The organism is Streptomyces sp. NPDC002734 (assembly GCF_040295685.1).
GTDB lineage: Bacteria > Actinomycetota > Actinomycetes > Streptomycetales > Streptomycetaceae > Streptomyces.
This window is the reverse complement of the sequence record NZ_JBEOVU010000005.1, coordinates 1-15,665: the sequence shown is the minus strand read 5'-3', so window position 1 is coordinate 15,665 and position 15,665 is coordinate 1. Positions and strand designations below refer to the sequence as shown.

At 72.4% G+C, this 15,665-nt stretch carries 13 protein-coding genes and 1 rRNA gene; 8 read left to right on the top strand and 6 right to left on the bottom strand.

Features of this window, described 5'->3' with window-relative positions:
* Positions 1 to 13: 13 nt before the first annotated feature.
* The 4 genes from ABT026_RS06430 to ABT026_RS06415 form a co-directional block, all read right to left on the bottom strand.
* Complete coding sequence (locus tag ABT026_RS06430) at positions 14 to 868, bottom strand: SCO4651 family lipoprotein (protein ID WP_502967917.1); 855 nt, start codon at positions 866 to 868, stop codon at positions 14 to 16.
* Between the two features lie 179 nt (positions 869 to 1,047).
* Positions 1,048 to 1,788: a phosphatase PAP2 family protein gene (locus tag ABT026_RS06425; RefSeq protein ID WP_351112821.1), complete on the bottom strand. Its 741-nt coding sequence runs from the start codon at positions 1,786 to 1,788 to the stop codon at positions 1,048 to 1,050.
* A gap of 298 nt (positions 1,789 to 2,086) precedes the next feature.
* A complete protein-coding gene (locus tag ABT026_RS06420; protein ID WP_351112819.1) occupies positions 2,087 to 3,088 on the bottom strand; it encodes a C40 family peptidase in 1,002 nt (333 codons plus the stop codon).
* A gap of 75 nt (positions 3,089 to 3,163) precedes the next feature.
* Complete coding sequence (locus ABT026_RS06415; protein WP_351112817.1) at positions 3,164 to 4,867, bottom strand: serine/threonine-protein kinase; 1,704 nt, start codon at positions 4,865 to 4,867, stop codon at positions 3,164 to 3,166.
* A 423-nt stretch (positions 4,868 to 5,290) separates the two neighbouring features.
* On the opposite strand from ABT026_RS06415, the gene ABT026_RS06410 reads away from it, so the two are divergent.
* The 8 genes from ABT026_RS06410 (at position 5,291) to ABT026_RS06375 (ending at position 14,821) form a co-directional block, all read left to right on the top strand.
* Positions 5,291 to 5,599: a DUF8827 family protein gene (locus ABT026_RS06410; protein WP_351112815.1), complete on the top strand. Its 309-nt coding sequence runs from the start codon at positions 5,291 to 5,293 to the stop codon at positions 5,597 to 5,599.
* Between the two features lie 229 nt (positions 5,600 to 5,828).
* Positions 5,829 to 6,611, top strand: coding sequence for a DUF8175 domain-containg protein (locus tag ABT026_RS06405; protein ID WP_351112813.1), 783 nt, complete (start codon positions 5,829 to 5,831; stop codon positions 6,609 to 6,611).
* Positions 6,601 to 7,893: a hypothetical protein gene (locus ABT026_RS06400; protein ID WP_351112811.1), complete on the top strand. Its 1,293-nt coding sequence runs from the start codon at positions 6,601 to 6,603 to the stop codon at positions 7,891 to 7,893. The genes ABT026_RS06405 and ABT026_RS06400 overlap by 11 nt, the downstream gene beginning before the upstream one ends.
* Positions 7,894 to 7,907: 14 nt before the next feature.
* A complete protein-coding gene (locus ABT026_RS06395; protein ID WP_448315684.1) occupies positions 7,908 to 9,452 on the top strand; it encodes an SCO6880 family protein in 1,545 nt (514 codons plus the stop codon).
* 14 nt (positions 9,453 to 9,466) lie between these two features.
* Complete coding sequence (locus ABT026_RS06390; protein WP_351112807.1) at positions 9,467 to 10,888, top strand: ATP-binding protein; 1,422 nt, start codon at positions 9,467 to 9,469, stop codon at positions 10,886 to 10,888.
* Between the two features lie 2 nt (positions 10,889 to 10,890).
* Positions 10,891 to 12,627 carry a type IV secretory system conjugative DNA transfer family protein gene (locus tag ABT026_RS06385; protein ID WP_351112805.1) on the top strand — a complete coding sequence of 579 codons (1,737 nt, stop codon included), beginning with the start codon at positions 10,891 to 10,893 and terminating at the stop codon, positions 12,625 to 12,627.
* A gap of 124 nt (positions 12,628 to 12,751) precedes the next feature.
* Positions 12,752 to 13,267, top strand: a complete 516-nt coding sequence (locus tag ABT026_RS06380) for an NfeD C-terminal domain-containing protein (RefSeq protein ID WP_351112803.1) — start codon at positions 12,752 to 12,754, stop codon at positions 13,265 to 13,267.
* A 90-nt stretch (positions 13,268 to 13,357) separates the two neighbouring features.
* On the top strand, positions 13,358 to 14,821 hold the full coding sequence (locus ABT026_RS06375) for a flotillin family protein (RefSeq protein WP_351112801.1): 1,464 nt from the start codon (positions 13,358 to 13,360) through the stop codon (positions 14,819 to 14,821).
* 96 nt (positions 14,822 to 14,917) lie between these two features.
* Here ABT026_RS06375 and ABT026_RS06370 read toward each other — a convergent pair whose 3' ends face one another.
* Both ABT026_RS06370 and rrf read right to left on the bottom strand, forming a co-directional pair.
* Positions 14,918 to 15,487, bottom strand: coding sequence for a GNAT family N-acetyltransferase (locus ABT026_RS06370; protein ID WP_351112799.1), 570 nt, complete (start codon positions 15,485 to 15,487; stop codon positions 14,918 to 14,920).
* 100 nt (positions 15,488 to 15,587) lie between these two features.
* A 5S ribosomal RNA gene (rrf, locus tag ABT026_RS06365) occupies positions 15,588 to 15,665 on the bottom strand; the annotation flags it as partial.

The window sequence follows — 15,665 nt, the reverse complement described above, 5'->3', positions numbered from 1 at the left end:
CCGCGCGGGGCCGTCAGCGTGTGGCGATCCGTCCGTCGAAGATGTCGCCGGCGGCAGGCAGCCGGACGTCCACCGGGGCCCCGAAGTCGTACAGCGTCGTCGTGGACGTCACCACCACCGTGCGCCGCGCCTCGTTGAGGAAGCTGAACTCCTGCCTGACCTTGCGGATCCGGCCCTGGCCGTCCAGGTAGACGTCGAACGGGACCTCGGCACTGGCGAACCCTTTCGCCGCCGCCCGCAGTCCTTCCCGCCATCCCGACCGGGCGAGCGCGGCGGCGTCCCCGAGGTGCGCCACGCCCTCGTAGCGCCGCACCTGGGTGCCCGCGAAGTCCATCGTCCCCCGGTACTCGGCGCGCCGCGCGCCCCGCAGCAGCTCCGCCGCCGCCAGCGGGTCCGTCGCCCCGCCGGTCACCAGGTTGCCGTCGGCGGAGTCCCCGGCGTCCACCCGCACCCACTTGTCCTCCGGGACGCCCTCGCCGCGGTTCTTCAGGTACACCGCGTCGGGGGTCAGCAGCTCGGTGATCGGCCGCCGCGCCGCCCGCCCGGCGGGCTCCTCGGGCAGCGTCACCCACAGCTCGCCGCGCCGCTTGCGGTAGTCGTAGACACCCTCGCCCCGGATGACGATCCGGGTGCCGCCGGTGGCCATCGCCATCGAGGTGCTGGCCCGCGAGCTCCCGGCCGCCGCCAGCCGGCCCGCCGCCTGCCGCACCAGTTCCCTGGGCTCCCGCGCCCCGTCCGCGCCGCCGGACCTCCGGTCGTCCGCGGCGGCCCCGCCGGAGCAGCCGACGACGCCGGTCATGGCCGCGGCCGCCGCGGCCGCCACGGCAGCGTCCACACCGGCACGCCGCATCCGCCGCCACCGTTCCATCGCCTGCACCCCCATGCCGGTTCGTCCGCCCACGGGCCCTTGCCGTTCCGGTTAACGACGGGTAGCACCCCCCGTCACGCACAGCGGCCCCGGTTTCCCCACATGGGCGGGGCCCGTACCTCCAAGAGGTACGGGCCCCGTCGTTCGTTGCCGCCCGCGCGGGCGGCGGGGTCGGGCGCTCAGGCGGCCAGGTCGCGCGCCCCGCCCGGCCCGGCGGGACGGTCCCCGGCCGCCCGGCCGTCCGTCCGCGCGGCGCCACCGTCGTGGTCCTCGCGCGCCACGTCGCCCAGCAGCAGCCGGCCGATGCCCGGCACCCCGCCGAGCCAGCCGACCAGCGGCGTCAGCACCGCCATGGCCACCGGCGACAGCAGCAGCGCCACCGCGGTGCCCAGCGCGAAGCCGCCCGCCACGTCCGTCGGGTAGTGGACGCCCATGTACACGCGGGACAGGCCTGCCAGCACCGCCAGCAGGATCGCCAGCACGCCGAACTTCCGGTGCGCGAGGAACAGCGCGACCGCCATGGCCATGGCCAGCGTGGCGTGGTCGCTGACGAACGAGAAGTCGTCCTTGCCCTCGACCAGCACCTCGAGCCCGCGGTGCGTCATGAAGGGCCGCGGTCTCTCCACGAAACCGCGTATGGGTATGTTCACGATCACGGCCAGCAGCGCGGCCACCGGCATCCAGACGATCGCGGCCACCGAGGCGACGACCGACTCCCGGTCGGCGAGGCCGTCCCGCCCGAGCCGCCGGACGCGGACCAGGCACCACAGGCCCAGCGCCACGATGACCAGCGGCAGCCCGTACTCCCCGACGTACTCCATGATCCGGTCGAACCAGGTCGGGGCCGCCTCGGCCAGGCCGTTTATCTCGAAGAGCAGGCCGACATCGGGATTCGACCCGGATTCGGCGAGTCCAGCCATCGTGCAGTCGGCCCCTTCATCTGTGCCTTCCGGCGCGTGTCGTTCATGCCGCCGGCGCGCCCGCGCTTCCTTCGCGCGTCCGCGCCGCTTCTCCACCCCCGTGGTGCGACGTACGGGCCCCTGCGGTCCCGTACATCAAAGGAACGCATGAACCTCGCTCAAGGGTTCCATTTCCCGGCGGAAGATCACCGAGACGTTACCCAAGAGCAACCCGTCCGTGCAGCTCAGGGCAGAGCTTCACGTCACGCACACGTCCCACCGCTGTGCGCACACGATCCCTCCGCGTCGCACATCGGCCTCACGCGGCGCGCGGGAGCGCCGCGGCGCCGGCTGCGGTCACCCGGGTCGCACCGAAGTACTTGGGAGTGTCCACCGGGTCGAAACGGATCACGGCACCGGTGTACGGCGCGTCGATCATGTACCCGCCGCCAACATAGATGCCTACGTGATCGATTGCCCGAGAATCAGTGGGGTCGTCCGAAAAGAATACGAGATCGCCCGGAAGAAGTTCATCCCGCGACGGATGCGGCCCGGCGTTGTACTGATCGTTCGCCACCCGCGGCAGGTCGATCCCCACGCTCGCGTAGGCCGCCTTCGTCAGCCCGGAGCAGTCGAACCGGCCGCCCTGGTCGGCGGTGCCATTGCCGCCCCACAGGTAGGGCGTACCCAGCTTGTCCTGCGCGTACATGATGGCCGAGGCCGCCTGCCGGCTCGGCTCCAGCCGCGTCTTCGGCCGGGCGAACGACTTCTCCAGGGCCCGGATCCGCTTCACGTAGTTCTGCGTCTCCGTGATGGCCGGCACACCGCCCGACCGGATCACCCGGTACGCCCCCGCGTTGTACGCCGCCAGCATGTTGTCCGTCCGGTCACCCGGCACGTCCTCGACGTACTTGGCCAGTTCGCAGTCGTAGGAGGCCGCCGACGGGATGGCGTCCTTCGGGTCCCAGATGTCCCGGTCCCCGTCCCGGTCGCCGTCGATGCCGTGGGTGGCCCAAGTGCTCGGGATGAACTGCGCGATCCCGCGCGCGTCGGCGTGGCTCACCACGTCCGCGTCCCAGCCGCTCTCCTGGTACAGCTGGGCGGCCAGCAGGGCGGGGTTGATTTCCGGACAGAGATTCCCCCAGGTACGCACCAGCTCCGTGTACGCCGCCGGGACGGACCCCTCGGCGACGTCCACCGCGCCCTGCGCCGCGCCGCGCACCAGGTTGCCGGCGACGACGTACACGCCGACGACCAGCACCAGCACGAAGCACATGACGGCCCCGAGGACCGCCCCTCCGGTCAGCCACGCCTTTCGCACGACCACAGCCCTCCCCCACACGGTGACCCCGCCGGCGCCTGGCCGGCCCTTCTCCTCCGCACGGCCGTCCCCCGCCTACTCCGGAACGGTGAAGCCGTCGCAAGCGACACTGGCGTACTTCTTCGGCGCCTCGACGTGCATGAACATGACTGTCCACTGTCCGGGGTCGTCACGCAGCGGCAGGGCGGTTCCCCGTTTCTTCCCGTACACATGGAGGGCGAAGTCGTCGGGGTAGGTGAACTTCACCCACTCCGTCGCGCCCGGGCCGGACAGATCCACCGGCTTGCTCGCGAACCCGAGCGAGCGGTTCTCCATCAGCCCCAGCCCGGACTCCGCGGCCTCCTTGGCCGGCACGTCGTGCGGAGGCTTCACCACGGCGGACACGTGATATCTCCCCTCCGGCGGCCGCTTCCCGTCCAGCCGCATGGCGATGTCGATCTTCCCGGTGGAGATCTCCTCCTGGCTCCGCGGTACGGACCACTGGAAGGACTGGGAGACCTCCTCGGTCGTGAGGTTGCACTCCCCACCGGACCAATCACCGGGATCCGCCTCCCAGAACACCACGTTGGGCGCGGTCTGCTCGATGTACCGCGGCGGCTGCGGGCCCTCGTCGTTCCCCTTCGCCGGGGAGGCGGAGGCTCCCCGAGTGGGTTCGGCGGTGCCCGCCGCCCGCTCCTTGCGGTCGTCGCCGTCCTCCCCGCCGTCCGGCAGGGCCAGCAGCACGCCCCCTGTCACCGCCGCCGCCAGGGCGACCGCGCCCGCCACCGTCCAGGCGCGCCGCCTTCGCGGTTCCCCACCGGGCCGGGTCAACTGCGTGGGCGTGTAGCCGTCGGCCGTGGGCAGGTCGTACGGGGCGGCGGGCGGCGCGGAGACCGGCATGGGCGGCGTCGCCGTCGGGTCCGCACCGGCGAGGGCCCCGGGGACCGGCCCGGTGTCGGCGGTGAGGGCCGCGTAGTGGGCGTCGCCCACCAGCGCGCCGGCCACCGCGCACCGCTCGATCACCCGCTCCAGGGCCGGCCGCGCCGCCGGGTCCTTGGCCACGCATTCCCGCACCAGCCGCGCGAGGTCCTCCTCGACGCCCTCGACGTCGATCTCCTCGTACACCGCGCGGAAGGCCACCCCCGCCGCGGACCCGGACCCGAAGGGCGGACGCCCGGTGGCCGCGAAGGCGACCGTGGCGCCCAGGGCGAACACGTCGGCGGCCGGGCCCACCTCGTTGTGCAGCAGCACCTCCGGGGCGGTGAAGCCCGGGGTCCCGGGGCCGGACGCCCCGGTCTCGGTGACCGCGGTCTGCTCCACCCCGCGAGCGATGCCGAAGTCGATGAGCTGCGGCCCCCGCCGGGACAGGATCACGTTCTGCGGCTTGAGGTCCCGGTGGGTCACCCCGCAGGCGTGCACCGCCGCCAGCCCCTCGGCGAGCGCGGCGAACAGGCCCCGGCAGGTCCGCCCGGGCAACGGCCCGCGCGCGGCCACCGCCGCGGCGAGGGTCGGTCCCTCGACGTACTCGGTCGCCAGCCAGTACGGGGCCTCGTCCAGGGAGGCGTCGATCAGGTTGGCCGTGTAGGCGCTGCGCACCGCGCGGGCGGTGTCGACCTCGCGCCGGAAGCGCGGGAGCGCCTCGGGGTGCTCGGTGATCCCGTCCCGGATGACCTTCAGCGCGACCAGGCGTCCTCCCGGGGACCTCCCCAGGTACACCTGACCCATGCCGCCCGCCCCCAGCCGCGCCTGGAGGACGTAACGGCCAAGCACCGTCGGGTCGTTCACCTTCAACGCGTCCACGGCAAAGACAGTGCCACAGACCGCCGCGGAATGCGGAGGGGACGGCCGTCCCGCCGGACGCGACGTCACGCGCCCCGCCCGCGCTCCCCTGCCACCGCCCGAACGCCCCCACGCCACCGAGGTGTCCGGAACCGCGCCCTGCCCGCGGCCGGGATCCACGGCGACCGGTCCGGGCCGGATCGTTGCCCGTAGCGACCCGCCGTGATACACAGAGTGATAATACGACTACTGACGACTACTGCGGGTCAGATCGGGGCGGCACGGGCCCTGCCCGCCCACCCCGGCACCACGACAGCCGCACAAATCCAGCCATACAAAGACGTCAAGTCGACATGACAGCTCGTCATCGTCGGCGACAATGAGGCCTGTCCTCCGCAACCCGCGGAGGGGACGCTGAATCACCCAACAGGGGCGGTGAGTTACATGCTTCTTGCAGCTGACGAGGGAGACATCACCACCATCATCGGCGGGATCGCTCCGGACTGGGGCCCCTTCGGCACCCTGGGCAACGAAGCCAAGGTGATGATCGAAGTGGTCATGGCCATCGCGATCCTGCTCTGCCTCGGCATCGCCATCTGGGGCGCCGCCAAGCAGCGCATCGGCGCCACCGCGCTGCGCGACACCTTCAGCGCGGAACAGGGCAAGGGCCTCATCATCGCCGGCCTCACCGGCGTCTTCATCATCGGCTCGCTCGGCACGCTGTTCACGATCGTGTACGGCATGGCCGTCTAGCCGGGCCCGGACCACCCCGCGCACGGCACCCCGTCCAGTCCCGGCCGGAGCGCCCCCGGATGCTTCCGCGACCCCTACATGTCCGCTGTCCCACCGGCTGAGGATGCGTCACCCTGATGTCCAGTCACCACACCGCGCCCGCGCGTGGTCCAGGAGGGCTACCGTCGTACCTTGGCACGTTCCGGTACGACGAACTCCCGTACGGCGAGACCGAAGGGGCGAACGGCGCATGAGTCTCGGGGACGACTACGGCGACGGTCAGACGCGCACGCGCATGCCCGAACGCAGTGGCGTGCCGCCGCGCGGGGGGCGCGGAACGGGCGGCGGCCGGCCCTCGCGGGGCCTGGTGACGGGCGTGGGCGTGATCGTCCTGCTCATCGCCGCGATCGCCTTCGCGAACCGTGACGGCGACGACACCCCCGCCGCCGACAAGTCCTCCGCCGCCGCCCCCACCGCCCCCACGGGCGAGCGCCCCGTCGCCTCCGGCTTCGCCCACGACGAGCAGGGCGCGCAGAGCGCGGCGGCGAACTACGCGGTGGCCCTAGTTTCGCCGGAGATCCTCAGGCCCGCCGAGCGCGGCAAGATCGTCCAGCGGTTGTTCGTGGCCGAGAAACAGGAGACGCTCGCCGCGAAGTTCGACAAGGCGTACAACGCCGAGTTCCTGCGCCAGGTGGGCCTGGACGAGAACGGGAACAACGCTGCCGGGCAGACCTACGTCTCGCGCACCGTCCCTGTGGGGACCAAGGTGACCGAGTACCAGGAAGCCACAGCCACCGTCGAGGTGTGGTGCACCGGCGTGTTCGGTACAGCCGGTGATTCCTCGGTCAACCCGGTGACCAACGATTGGTTCACCATGACTCTCGGCCTGCGTTGGGTGGACGGTGACTGGAAGGTCGAGAGCTTCGACCAGAAGGACGGGCCGGCTCCGGTCAACTCCGATAACAAGGTCGCCACCGCCGAGGACATCTCCAAGGCCGTGGAGGAATTCGGAGGCTTCACCTATGCCCGGTAGCACGCGTCGCTTCCTCACGCTCACGGGTGTCACGGCAGCTCTCCACCTGGCGGTGGCCCGTGCCGTGGCCGCGCCGTCACCACCGGCGGAGGACAACTGCGACCTGATCGTCGGCCCCGCCAAGAACTACTGCGAACGCGGCGGGAGCGGCGGCGGTGGCGGCGGCGTGGACGCGAACAGCATCCCCGGCGACCCCACCACCGCCCTGGACCCCCTCGCCAACCTGGCCAAAGGCTTCGCCGACGCCGCCGCCTGGACCGTCACCAAGCTGAGCGAGCTGGTCGAGGAGACGGCCACCGTCGACTTCACCAACCCGCAGTTCATCAAGCAGTACGCCGTCGTCTTCGCCGCCTCGACCGTCCTGACCCTGGTCCTGTGGCTGCTCGCCGTGGCCAAGCGCGCCGTCCGCGGCGTCCCGCTGTCCACCGCGCTCGGCGAGGCCGTCGGCTTCCTCTGGCTGACCGTGCTCGCCAGCGCGTTCACCCCGCTGATCCTGTACACCGTCGTGTCCGCCACCGACGGCGTCACCGACGTCCTCGCGGGCGCCACCGGGGACGACACGACCGCCTTCTTCGGCACCTTCTCCGAGGCGTTGAAGAAGGGCGACGACATGGGCGGCGGCCCGATCATGCTGATCCTGGTGTCGCTGATCTCCATCGTCGCCGCCGGCGTCCTCTACCTGGAGCTCTACCTGCGCGCCGTGCTGCTGTACGTCGGCGCGCTGCTCGGCGTCGTCGTCTACTCGGGCCTGGTCGACAAGAACCTGTGGGGGCACGTCCGCCGCTGGGCCGGGATCATGATCGCCGTCATCCTGGTGAAGCCGGTCATCGTGATCGTCCTCGGGCTGGCGGGCGCGCTGGCCGGCGACGACGGCCCCGACGAGCTGGCCGCGATCGTCTCCGGCCTGGCCATCATCCTGCTGGCCATCTTCGCCAGCGCGATGATCTACCGCTTCGTCCCCGGCTTCGGCGACGAGATCGCCAACGGCCGCAACAACCGCCTGATGCAGGGCGCCGAGAGCAAGGCCGCCGCGGTCATCAGCTCCCCGGCCACCCTGGTCGCCCAGGGCATCAAGACGCACTCCACCCGCGCCGACAGCGGCGGAGGCGGCGGCGCGAGCACCCCGCGCCCCGCCAACCCGGTCTCCGGCGGCGTCGCCGCCCACGGCGCCCGCGGCGGCCCGGCCACCCCCGCTCCCCGCCCGGCGAGCCCCGCGGCCCCGGCGGGCAGCCCTCACGCCTCTGACAGCCGCACCCACCGCACAGGAGGTGAAGGGCGTTGACGACCCACCCGCAGGTGTCCCACCCGGTCACGCCCCGCCGTACGTATCTGATCGGCCGCGCCCGCCCGAACGCGATCATCGGCCGCAACCGGGAGACCGGCGAGATCGCCCTGATCGTCGTCGGCGCGTTCCTCGGCATGATGTGCGGCCTGCTGGTCCCCGTGCTCTCCGCGCGGATCGTCCTGCTGACCGGCTTCCCCATGCTGTCGATCGCCGCGGTGTACGTGCCGTACAAGGGCCGCACCTTCTACAAGTGGTTCGAGATCAACCGCAGCTACAAGCGGACGGTCCGCGGCCCCAACGCCGTCTACCGCTCGGACGCCATGGAGGCCGGCACCCGGCTCGACGGCCGCCAGGTCGAGGTCGGCCCGCCGCCCGGCATCGGCCGCATCACCTGGCTGTCCGCCCCCTTCGGGCCCGACGAGATCGCCGTCCTGCTGCACGCCGACCGGCGCACCGTCACCGCCGCCATCGAGATCGAGGGCCCCGGCGTCGGCCTGCGCGACAGCGAGGACCAGGAGGCACTGGTCGACCGCTTCGGCACCCTGCTGAAGCACGTCGCCAACGGGGACGGCTTCGTCACCCGCATCCAGATGCTCGCCCGCACCCTGCCCGCCGACCCCGACGCGCACGCCAAGGACGTCGCGCTGCGCGGCGACGAACGCTCGCCGATGTGGCTGCGCCGCTCCTACGACCAGCTCCAGTCCATGGTCTCCACCAGCAGCGAGCAGCACCGCGCCTACCTGGTCGCCTGCATGCAGCACAGCCGCGAACTGGCCGCCGAGGCACACGCCATGGCCCGCGCCGCCCGCCGCGGCGGCGGCCGCAGGCTGGACAAGGACGCCGGGCTCGCCGTCGTGATGGCCAGGGAGCTCACCGACATCTGCTCGCGCCTCCAGGAGGCCGACATCCGGGTCCGCCAGCCGCTCGGCCAGGCCCGCCTGTCGTCGCTGATCCACTCCATGTACGACCCGGACCACCCCATCGACCACATCCAGGCCATGTCGAAGCGCAACGCCTGGCCGGCCGAACTGGACGCCCGGGAGCCGAACTACCTCCAGGCCAAGACCCGCGAGTCGTCCACCCGCGACCCCTGGTGCCACGCCACCGCCTGGGTCAAGGAGTGGCCGATGACCCCGGTCGGCGTCAACTTCCTCGCCCCGCTCCTGGTCCACACCCCCGACGTCATCCGCACGGTCGCCGTCACCATGGACCTGGAGCCCACCGAGGTCGCCATCGAGCGGATGCTGACCGAGAAGACCAACGACGACGCCGAGGCCAGCCGCGCCGCCAAGATGAACCGCACCGTCGACCCGCGCGACATGGCGGCCAACTCCCGCCTCGACCAGCGCGGCGAGGACCTGGCGAGCGGCGCCGCGGGCGTCAACCTGGTCGGCTACATCACCGTCTCCTCCCGCAACCCCGAGGCGCTCGCCCGGGACAAGCGGACCATCCGCGCGTCGGCCGGCAAGTCCTACCTCAAGCTCGAGTGGTGCGACCGCGAGCACCACCGCGCCTTCGTCAACACGCTCCCGTTCGCGACCGGAATCCGAAGGTAGGGGCTGATGCTCTGATGAGGGACCCGCTGACCGTCCTCACGGAAGCCTTCACGTCCTTCCTGTTCGGGAAGGTCGAGTCGACCCGGCTGCCGGTGCGCACCTCCACCGGCCAGGCGCAGGCCGTCTACCTGCCGACCGCCGCACCCGGACTCGGCGACTCCGGTGTGATCATCGGCCGCGAGGTCTACTCCGGCAAGGGCTACATCTACGACCCGTTCCAGCTGTACGGCCAGCAGCTGCCCGCCCCGCACTGGCTGGTCCTCGGCGAGTCCGGCAACGGCAAGTCCGCGCTGGAGAAGACCTACGTCCTGCGCCAGCTCCGCTTCCGCGACCGCCAGGTCGTCGTCCTGGACGCCCAGGGCGAGGACGGCGTCGGCGAGTGGAACCTGGTCGCCCAGGAACTCGGCATAACCCCCATCCGCCTGGACCCCACCGCCGCCCTCGACCACGGCATCCGCCTCAACCCGCTGGACCCGGCGATCACCTCCACCGGCCAGCTGGCGCTGCTGCGCACCATCATCGAGGTGGCCATGGGCCACGGCCTCGACGAGCGCGCCGGCTTCGCCCTCAAGGTGGCGCACGCCTACGTCAACGCGACCATCGTGGACCGCCAGCCGGTCCTCACCGACATTGTCGAGCAGCTGCGCCACCCCAAGCCGGAGTCCGCGGAGGCGATGAACGTCGCCCTCGAGGACGTCCGCGCCTGGGGCCTGGACGTGGCCCTCGTCCTCGACCGGCTGGTCGACGGCGACCTGCGCGGCATGTTCGACGGCCCCACCACGGTCGGCATCGACCTGGACGCGCCGCTGATCGTCTTCGACCTCTCGCACATCGACCGCAACTCGATCGCCATGCCGATCCTGATGGCGATCGTCGGCGTGTGGCTGGAGCACACCTGGATCCGGCCGGACCGCAAGAAGCGCATCTTCCTCGTCGAAGAGGCCTGGCACATCATCAACAGCCCGTTCGTGGCCCAGCTCTTCCAGCGCCTGCTCAAGTTCGGCCGCCGCCTCGGCCTGTCCTTCGTCGCCGTGGTCCACCACCTGTCCGACGTGGTCGACGGCGCGGCGGCCAAGGAGGCCGCGGCGATCCTGAAGATGGCCTCCACCCGCACCATCTACGCCCAGAAGGCCGACGAGGCCCGCGCCACCGGCCGCGTGCTGGGCCTGCCCCGCTGGGCGGTGGAGATCATCCCGACGCTGACGCCCGGCATCGCGGTGTGGGACGTCAACGGCAACGTCCAGGTGGTCAAGCACCTGGTGACCGAGAGCGAACGCCCGCTGGTCTTCACCGACCGCGCCATGACCGAGTCGGCCAGCGCCATGGCCGAGGAGGAGCTGTCCGAGGCCCTGCGCGCGGCGGAACTGGAAGCGGAGGAGAGGGCGACCGCCTTTATGCACCACCAGTACCCCGAGTCGAAGTCGTCGGTGGCCTGACCGTGCCGCCCGAGGACAAGCGCGCCCCGTCCGCGGGCCAGGGCGGGATCCCGGACGGGCTGCTGGTCGGCCTGCTCGCCTTCCTGCTCGGCCTCAACGTGCTGGTGTGGACGGCGACCGGCCTGGCCGCCCTGTTCGCCCGCGGCTCCTGGCCCACGGCAGTGGCCTTCACCCGCGCCCCGCTCGCCATACGGCACCTGGTCGCCGCCCCGCACGACCTCGCGGGCGCGTGGCCGGACGCGGCGCCGCAGGCGCTCTCCGGCTACGGGCTCTTCTGGGGGCTGTTCATCGGCGAGCTGATGGCGCTGATCGTCCTCACCGTCTTCGTCCTGGGCACCGTGGCCCGCTGGAAGGCGGTCCGCGCCGCCCGGCGGGCCGGTCTGCCGCTCCCCGGACAGCAGGACCGCGCCACCGCCGAGCCCACGGCGAAGCCCGACCCCCGCCTCCCCGCCACCGCCGTGCCGGGCGGGACGGCGCAGGCCGCGGGCGGTCCGGCACAGGCCGCGGGCGGGACGGCGCAGGCCGCGGGCGGTCCGGCGACGCAGCCGCCCCACGCATCCGGCCACCTGCCCGGGCACACCGAGCCCGGCCCGGCCGCGGACGCGTCGGCCCCCGCCCAGCACGTCCCCCACCCGGCACAGGGATCCGCCGTGCCCGGCGCGGCCACCGGCACCGGTGCCGCCCCCACGTACGGCACGGCCGGCGGGCCCGGGGCGCACCCCGCCGCGGGCACGGCCGACGCACCGGGGACACACCCCGCCGCCGGCCCGGTACCGCAGCAGACGGCGGTCGCCCCCCTGCCCCCGGCCGTCCCGGCCCTCGTCGGCCCGCTGGTCTACGCGCCGCCCCAGGAGCGCCTCCCGCTGGCCGTGGAGACCGTGCTGGCGGCCGAGGGACCCGTCGTGGTCGTCACGTCCGACCCGGCCCTCTGGGAGGCCACCAAGGACGCCCGGGCCAAGCTCGGCCCCGTCCTGGTCCACGACGCCTCCCGCCTCTGCGACACCCCGGCCCGCCTCCACTGGTCGCCGCTGGCCGGCTGCCAGGACAAGGACACCGCGGCCGCCCGCGCCACCGCCCTGCTGGCCCCCGTCCGCCCCGCGGCCCGCCTGGACGCCGCCGTCGCCGACACCGCCGAGACGCTGCTGCGCTGCTACCTGCACGCCGCCGCCGTCGACGGCCGCACCCTGCGGCACCTCCACCGCTGGGCCCAGGGCAACCAGGTCCAGGACGCCGTCCGCGCCCTGCGTACCCACCCGTCCGCCGTCTCCGGCACGGCCGGCGAGCTCGAGTCCGCGCTCACCTCGCACCCCGAACGCCGCGACATGGCTTCCCAGCTGACGGCCCGTGCCCTCGCCTGCCTCGGCGCCGTCCACATCCGTGAGGCCTGCACCCCGAACCGGAACGATTCCCTGGTCCTGGATTCCTTCGTCCACGAAGCGGGCACGCTCTATGTGATCGGCGAATCCGTCGAGGACCCGAGGACCGACCCGGGAGCCATGCCGCTCCTGACGGCCCTCGCCTCCAGCGTGGTCGAGCGCGGCCGGCGCATGGCCGAACGGTCATCCTCCGGCCGCCTCGACCCACCAATCACCCTGGTCCTCGACGACGTCGCCGCCGTGGCCCCGGTCCCCGGGCTCCCCGACCTCCTGTCCGCGGGCCCCGCCCTCGGCCTCCCGACCCTGGCGCTGCTCCGCTCCCGGGAGCAACTGCGCGCCCGCTGGCCGCACTCGAACCTGTGAACCCCAGGCCCAACCCTCAGTTCTCGCTCAAAACCCATGGCTTTCCCTCTCACGGGGTGCAACCGTGAGCCCCTGCCCACCGTCTCCGGGGGCAGAGGCGCAACATCGGTGAGGGGTGGGCGACATGGTCTGGTTCCTGGGCCTCGGATTCGCGGGACTTCTCGTCCTGACCGTCGCGCTCGTCTTCGACGGCCTCCTCGAAGGCCTCTTCAGCGGCGTCGAGGCACTCAACGGCTTCTTCGACGGACTCATCTCGCTGCCCGTGGTCGCCGGCTTCGTCTCGATGCTCGGCTTCGCCGGAGCGATCGTCACCGGCACCACCGGTCTCGGCCCGGTCGCCGCGACCGCCCTCGCCCTCCCCGCCGCACTGCTCACCGCCTGGGGCGCCTACCGCGCCGCCCGGGCACTCATGAACGACGGCTCCGGCGCCGCCCCGCGTGAGGGGGACGTCGTGGGCGTCGCCGGAACCGTCGTCACCGCCATATCGGCGGACGGCTACGGCGAGGTCCTGGTGCGCCTCGCCGGACAGCCCGTCAAGCTCGCCGCCCGCGCCGACACCCCGCTGCCCCGCGGCACCGAGGTCTGGGTCGACCGGTCGCTCTCCAGCACCTCCGTCTCGGTACGCCCGGTCGAACGCTGACCGATCCGGCGCCACCGGGCCCGCCGAGACCCCCGATCTCAACGACCAACGACTTCACAACAGCGTCATTCCGTTCCCTGGGGGGAAGCCATGCCAAGCCCTGTCGTCATCGCGTCCGTCGGAGTGGTCGTACTCCTGTTCCTTCTGGGCCTGATCGTGGCCAGCCGTTACAAGGTGGCCGGCCCCAACGAGGCCTTCATCGTCACCGGCCGCCGCGGCAAGAAGTCCACCGACCCCGAGACCGGGGCCGTGTTCACCGACAACAGCGGCCAGAAGGTCGTGGTCGGCGGTGGCGTATTCGTCGTCCCGTTCGTCCAGCAGCGCTTCAGCCTCGACCTGTCGTCCCGGCAGATCCCCGTGCACGTCCGCGGCGCGGTCACCCTGCGCGGCGTCAAGGCGAACCTGGACGGCGTCGCCATCGTCAAGGTCGGCGGCACCGAGGACGCCATCCGCGCCGCCGCGCAGCGTTTCCTCGGGCAGCAGGACGACATCGTCAGCTTCACCCAGGAGGTCCTCTCCGGCGCCCTGCGCGCCATCGTCGGCCGCATGTCGGTGGAGGACATCATCCGTGACCGCGCCGTCTTCGCCGGCCAGGTCGCCGAGGAGGCCGAGGCCAGCCTCTCCGGCCAGGGTCTGATCATCGACGCCTTCCAGATCCAGGACATCACCACCGAGGGCTCCTACCTTCAGGACCTCGGCCGTCCCGAGGCCGCCCGCGCCAAGCAGGAGGCTGACATCGCCGAGGCGATCGCCCGCCGCGCCGCCGAGCAGGCCCGCCTCAAGGCCGAGGAGGAGATCGCGATCGCCCAGCGGACCTACGCCCTGAAGCAGGCGGAGATCCAGGCCGAGACCGACGAGGCCAAGGCCCGCGCCGCAGCCTCCGGCCCGCTCGCCGAGGCGGCCCGCCAGCAGGAGATCCTCCAGGAGCAGGAGAAGGTCGCCGAACGCCAGGCCGCCCTGACCGACCGCCAGCTCGACACCGAGGTCCGCAAGCCCGCCGACGCCAAGCGGTACGCCGCAGAGCAGGAGGCCGAGGCCAAGCGCGTCGCCCGCGTGAAGCAGGCCGAGGCCGAGCGCCTGGCCGGCATCGCCGCCGCCCAGGCCGAGGCCGAGCGGGCCCGGCTCACCGGTGAGGGCGAGAAGCAGCGCCGTAGCGCGCTCGCCGAGGCCGTCCGCCTCGAGGGTGAGGCCGAAGCCGCCGCGATCGGCGTCAAGGGCGCCGCGGAGGCCGACGCCATGGAGAGGAAGGCCGACGCCTACCGCCAGTACGGTGACGCGGCCATCCTGCAGATGCTGGTGGAGATCCTTCCCCAGGTCGTCGAGAAGGCCGCCGAGCCGCTGAGCGCCATCGACAAGATGACCGTCATCTCCACCGACGGCGCCTCCCAGCTCTCCCGCACCGTCACCGACAACGTCGCCCAGGGCCTGGAGCTCCTGAGCTCCACCACCGGCGTGGACCTCCCGTCCCTCCTGAAGAACCTCACCCAGCGGAACGGCAGCGACAACCACACCGACGCCGCCCCCACGAAGCGAAGCGTTCCGATCAGCGAGTAACCGTCGCACGGGTACGACAAAGGGCCCTGGCCCGCCCCATGATGTCCATGGGGCGGGCCAGGGCCCTTCGGTCTTCCCGTACCGGCATGTGCGGGGTCACCCTGCCGCTTTCGCCTTCGCCAGGACGAACTCCAGCTCCACGTCGTCGGGGCCCTTCGGCACCCGCACCCCGCTGGGCTCGAACCCGAGCCGCCGGTACGCACGGATCGCCCGCTCGTTGCGCTCGTGCACGTAGAGCCGCACCCGCTCGGCCCCGCGCTCGTACGCCCAGGCCACGGCCGCCTCGAACAGCTCCTCCACGACCCCCGAACCGCGGTACTCCGGCCGTACGAACACACCGACGACCTGGCCCTGCCGGCACGCGATCGGACGGCCCAGGAAGTCCTTCTCCCCCGCCTCCTCCATCAGCACCGTGGCCGATCCCGCCCAGACCCCGCGCTGTCCCGGCACCTCGGCGACGAACTGCCGTACCGCGGTGCCTCCTTCGGCCGCGCCGGCTGTCCGCGCCTGATAGAACGCATCGGGCTGGGCGGCGGCCGCCTCGTAGGTCTCCGCGTACGCCAGGTGCGCCACCGGATCCCGCAGGGCAGCCAGCCTCAGCGCCTTGTGCTCACGCCATTCGCCGGCGCGGATGACCCGTACAGCGGGTCGTCGTGTGTCGTCCATGCGACGACCCTAGGCACCGGCGTCGCGGCCCGACAGTGAAATAAATGCCCCGGAAATGCGGAAAGCCCCCGCACAAGGTGCGAGGGCTTTCCCAATATTTGTTCGGCGGCGTCCTACTCTCCCACAGGGTCCCCCCTGCAGTACCATCGGCGCTGTGAGGCTTAGCTTCCGGGTTCGG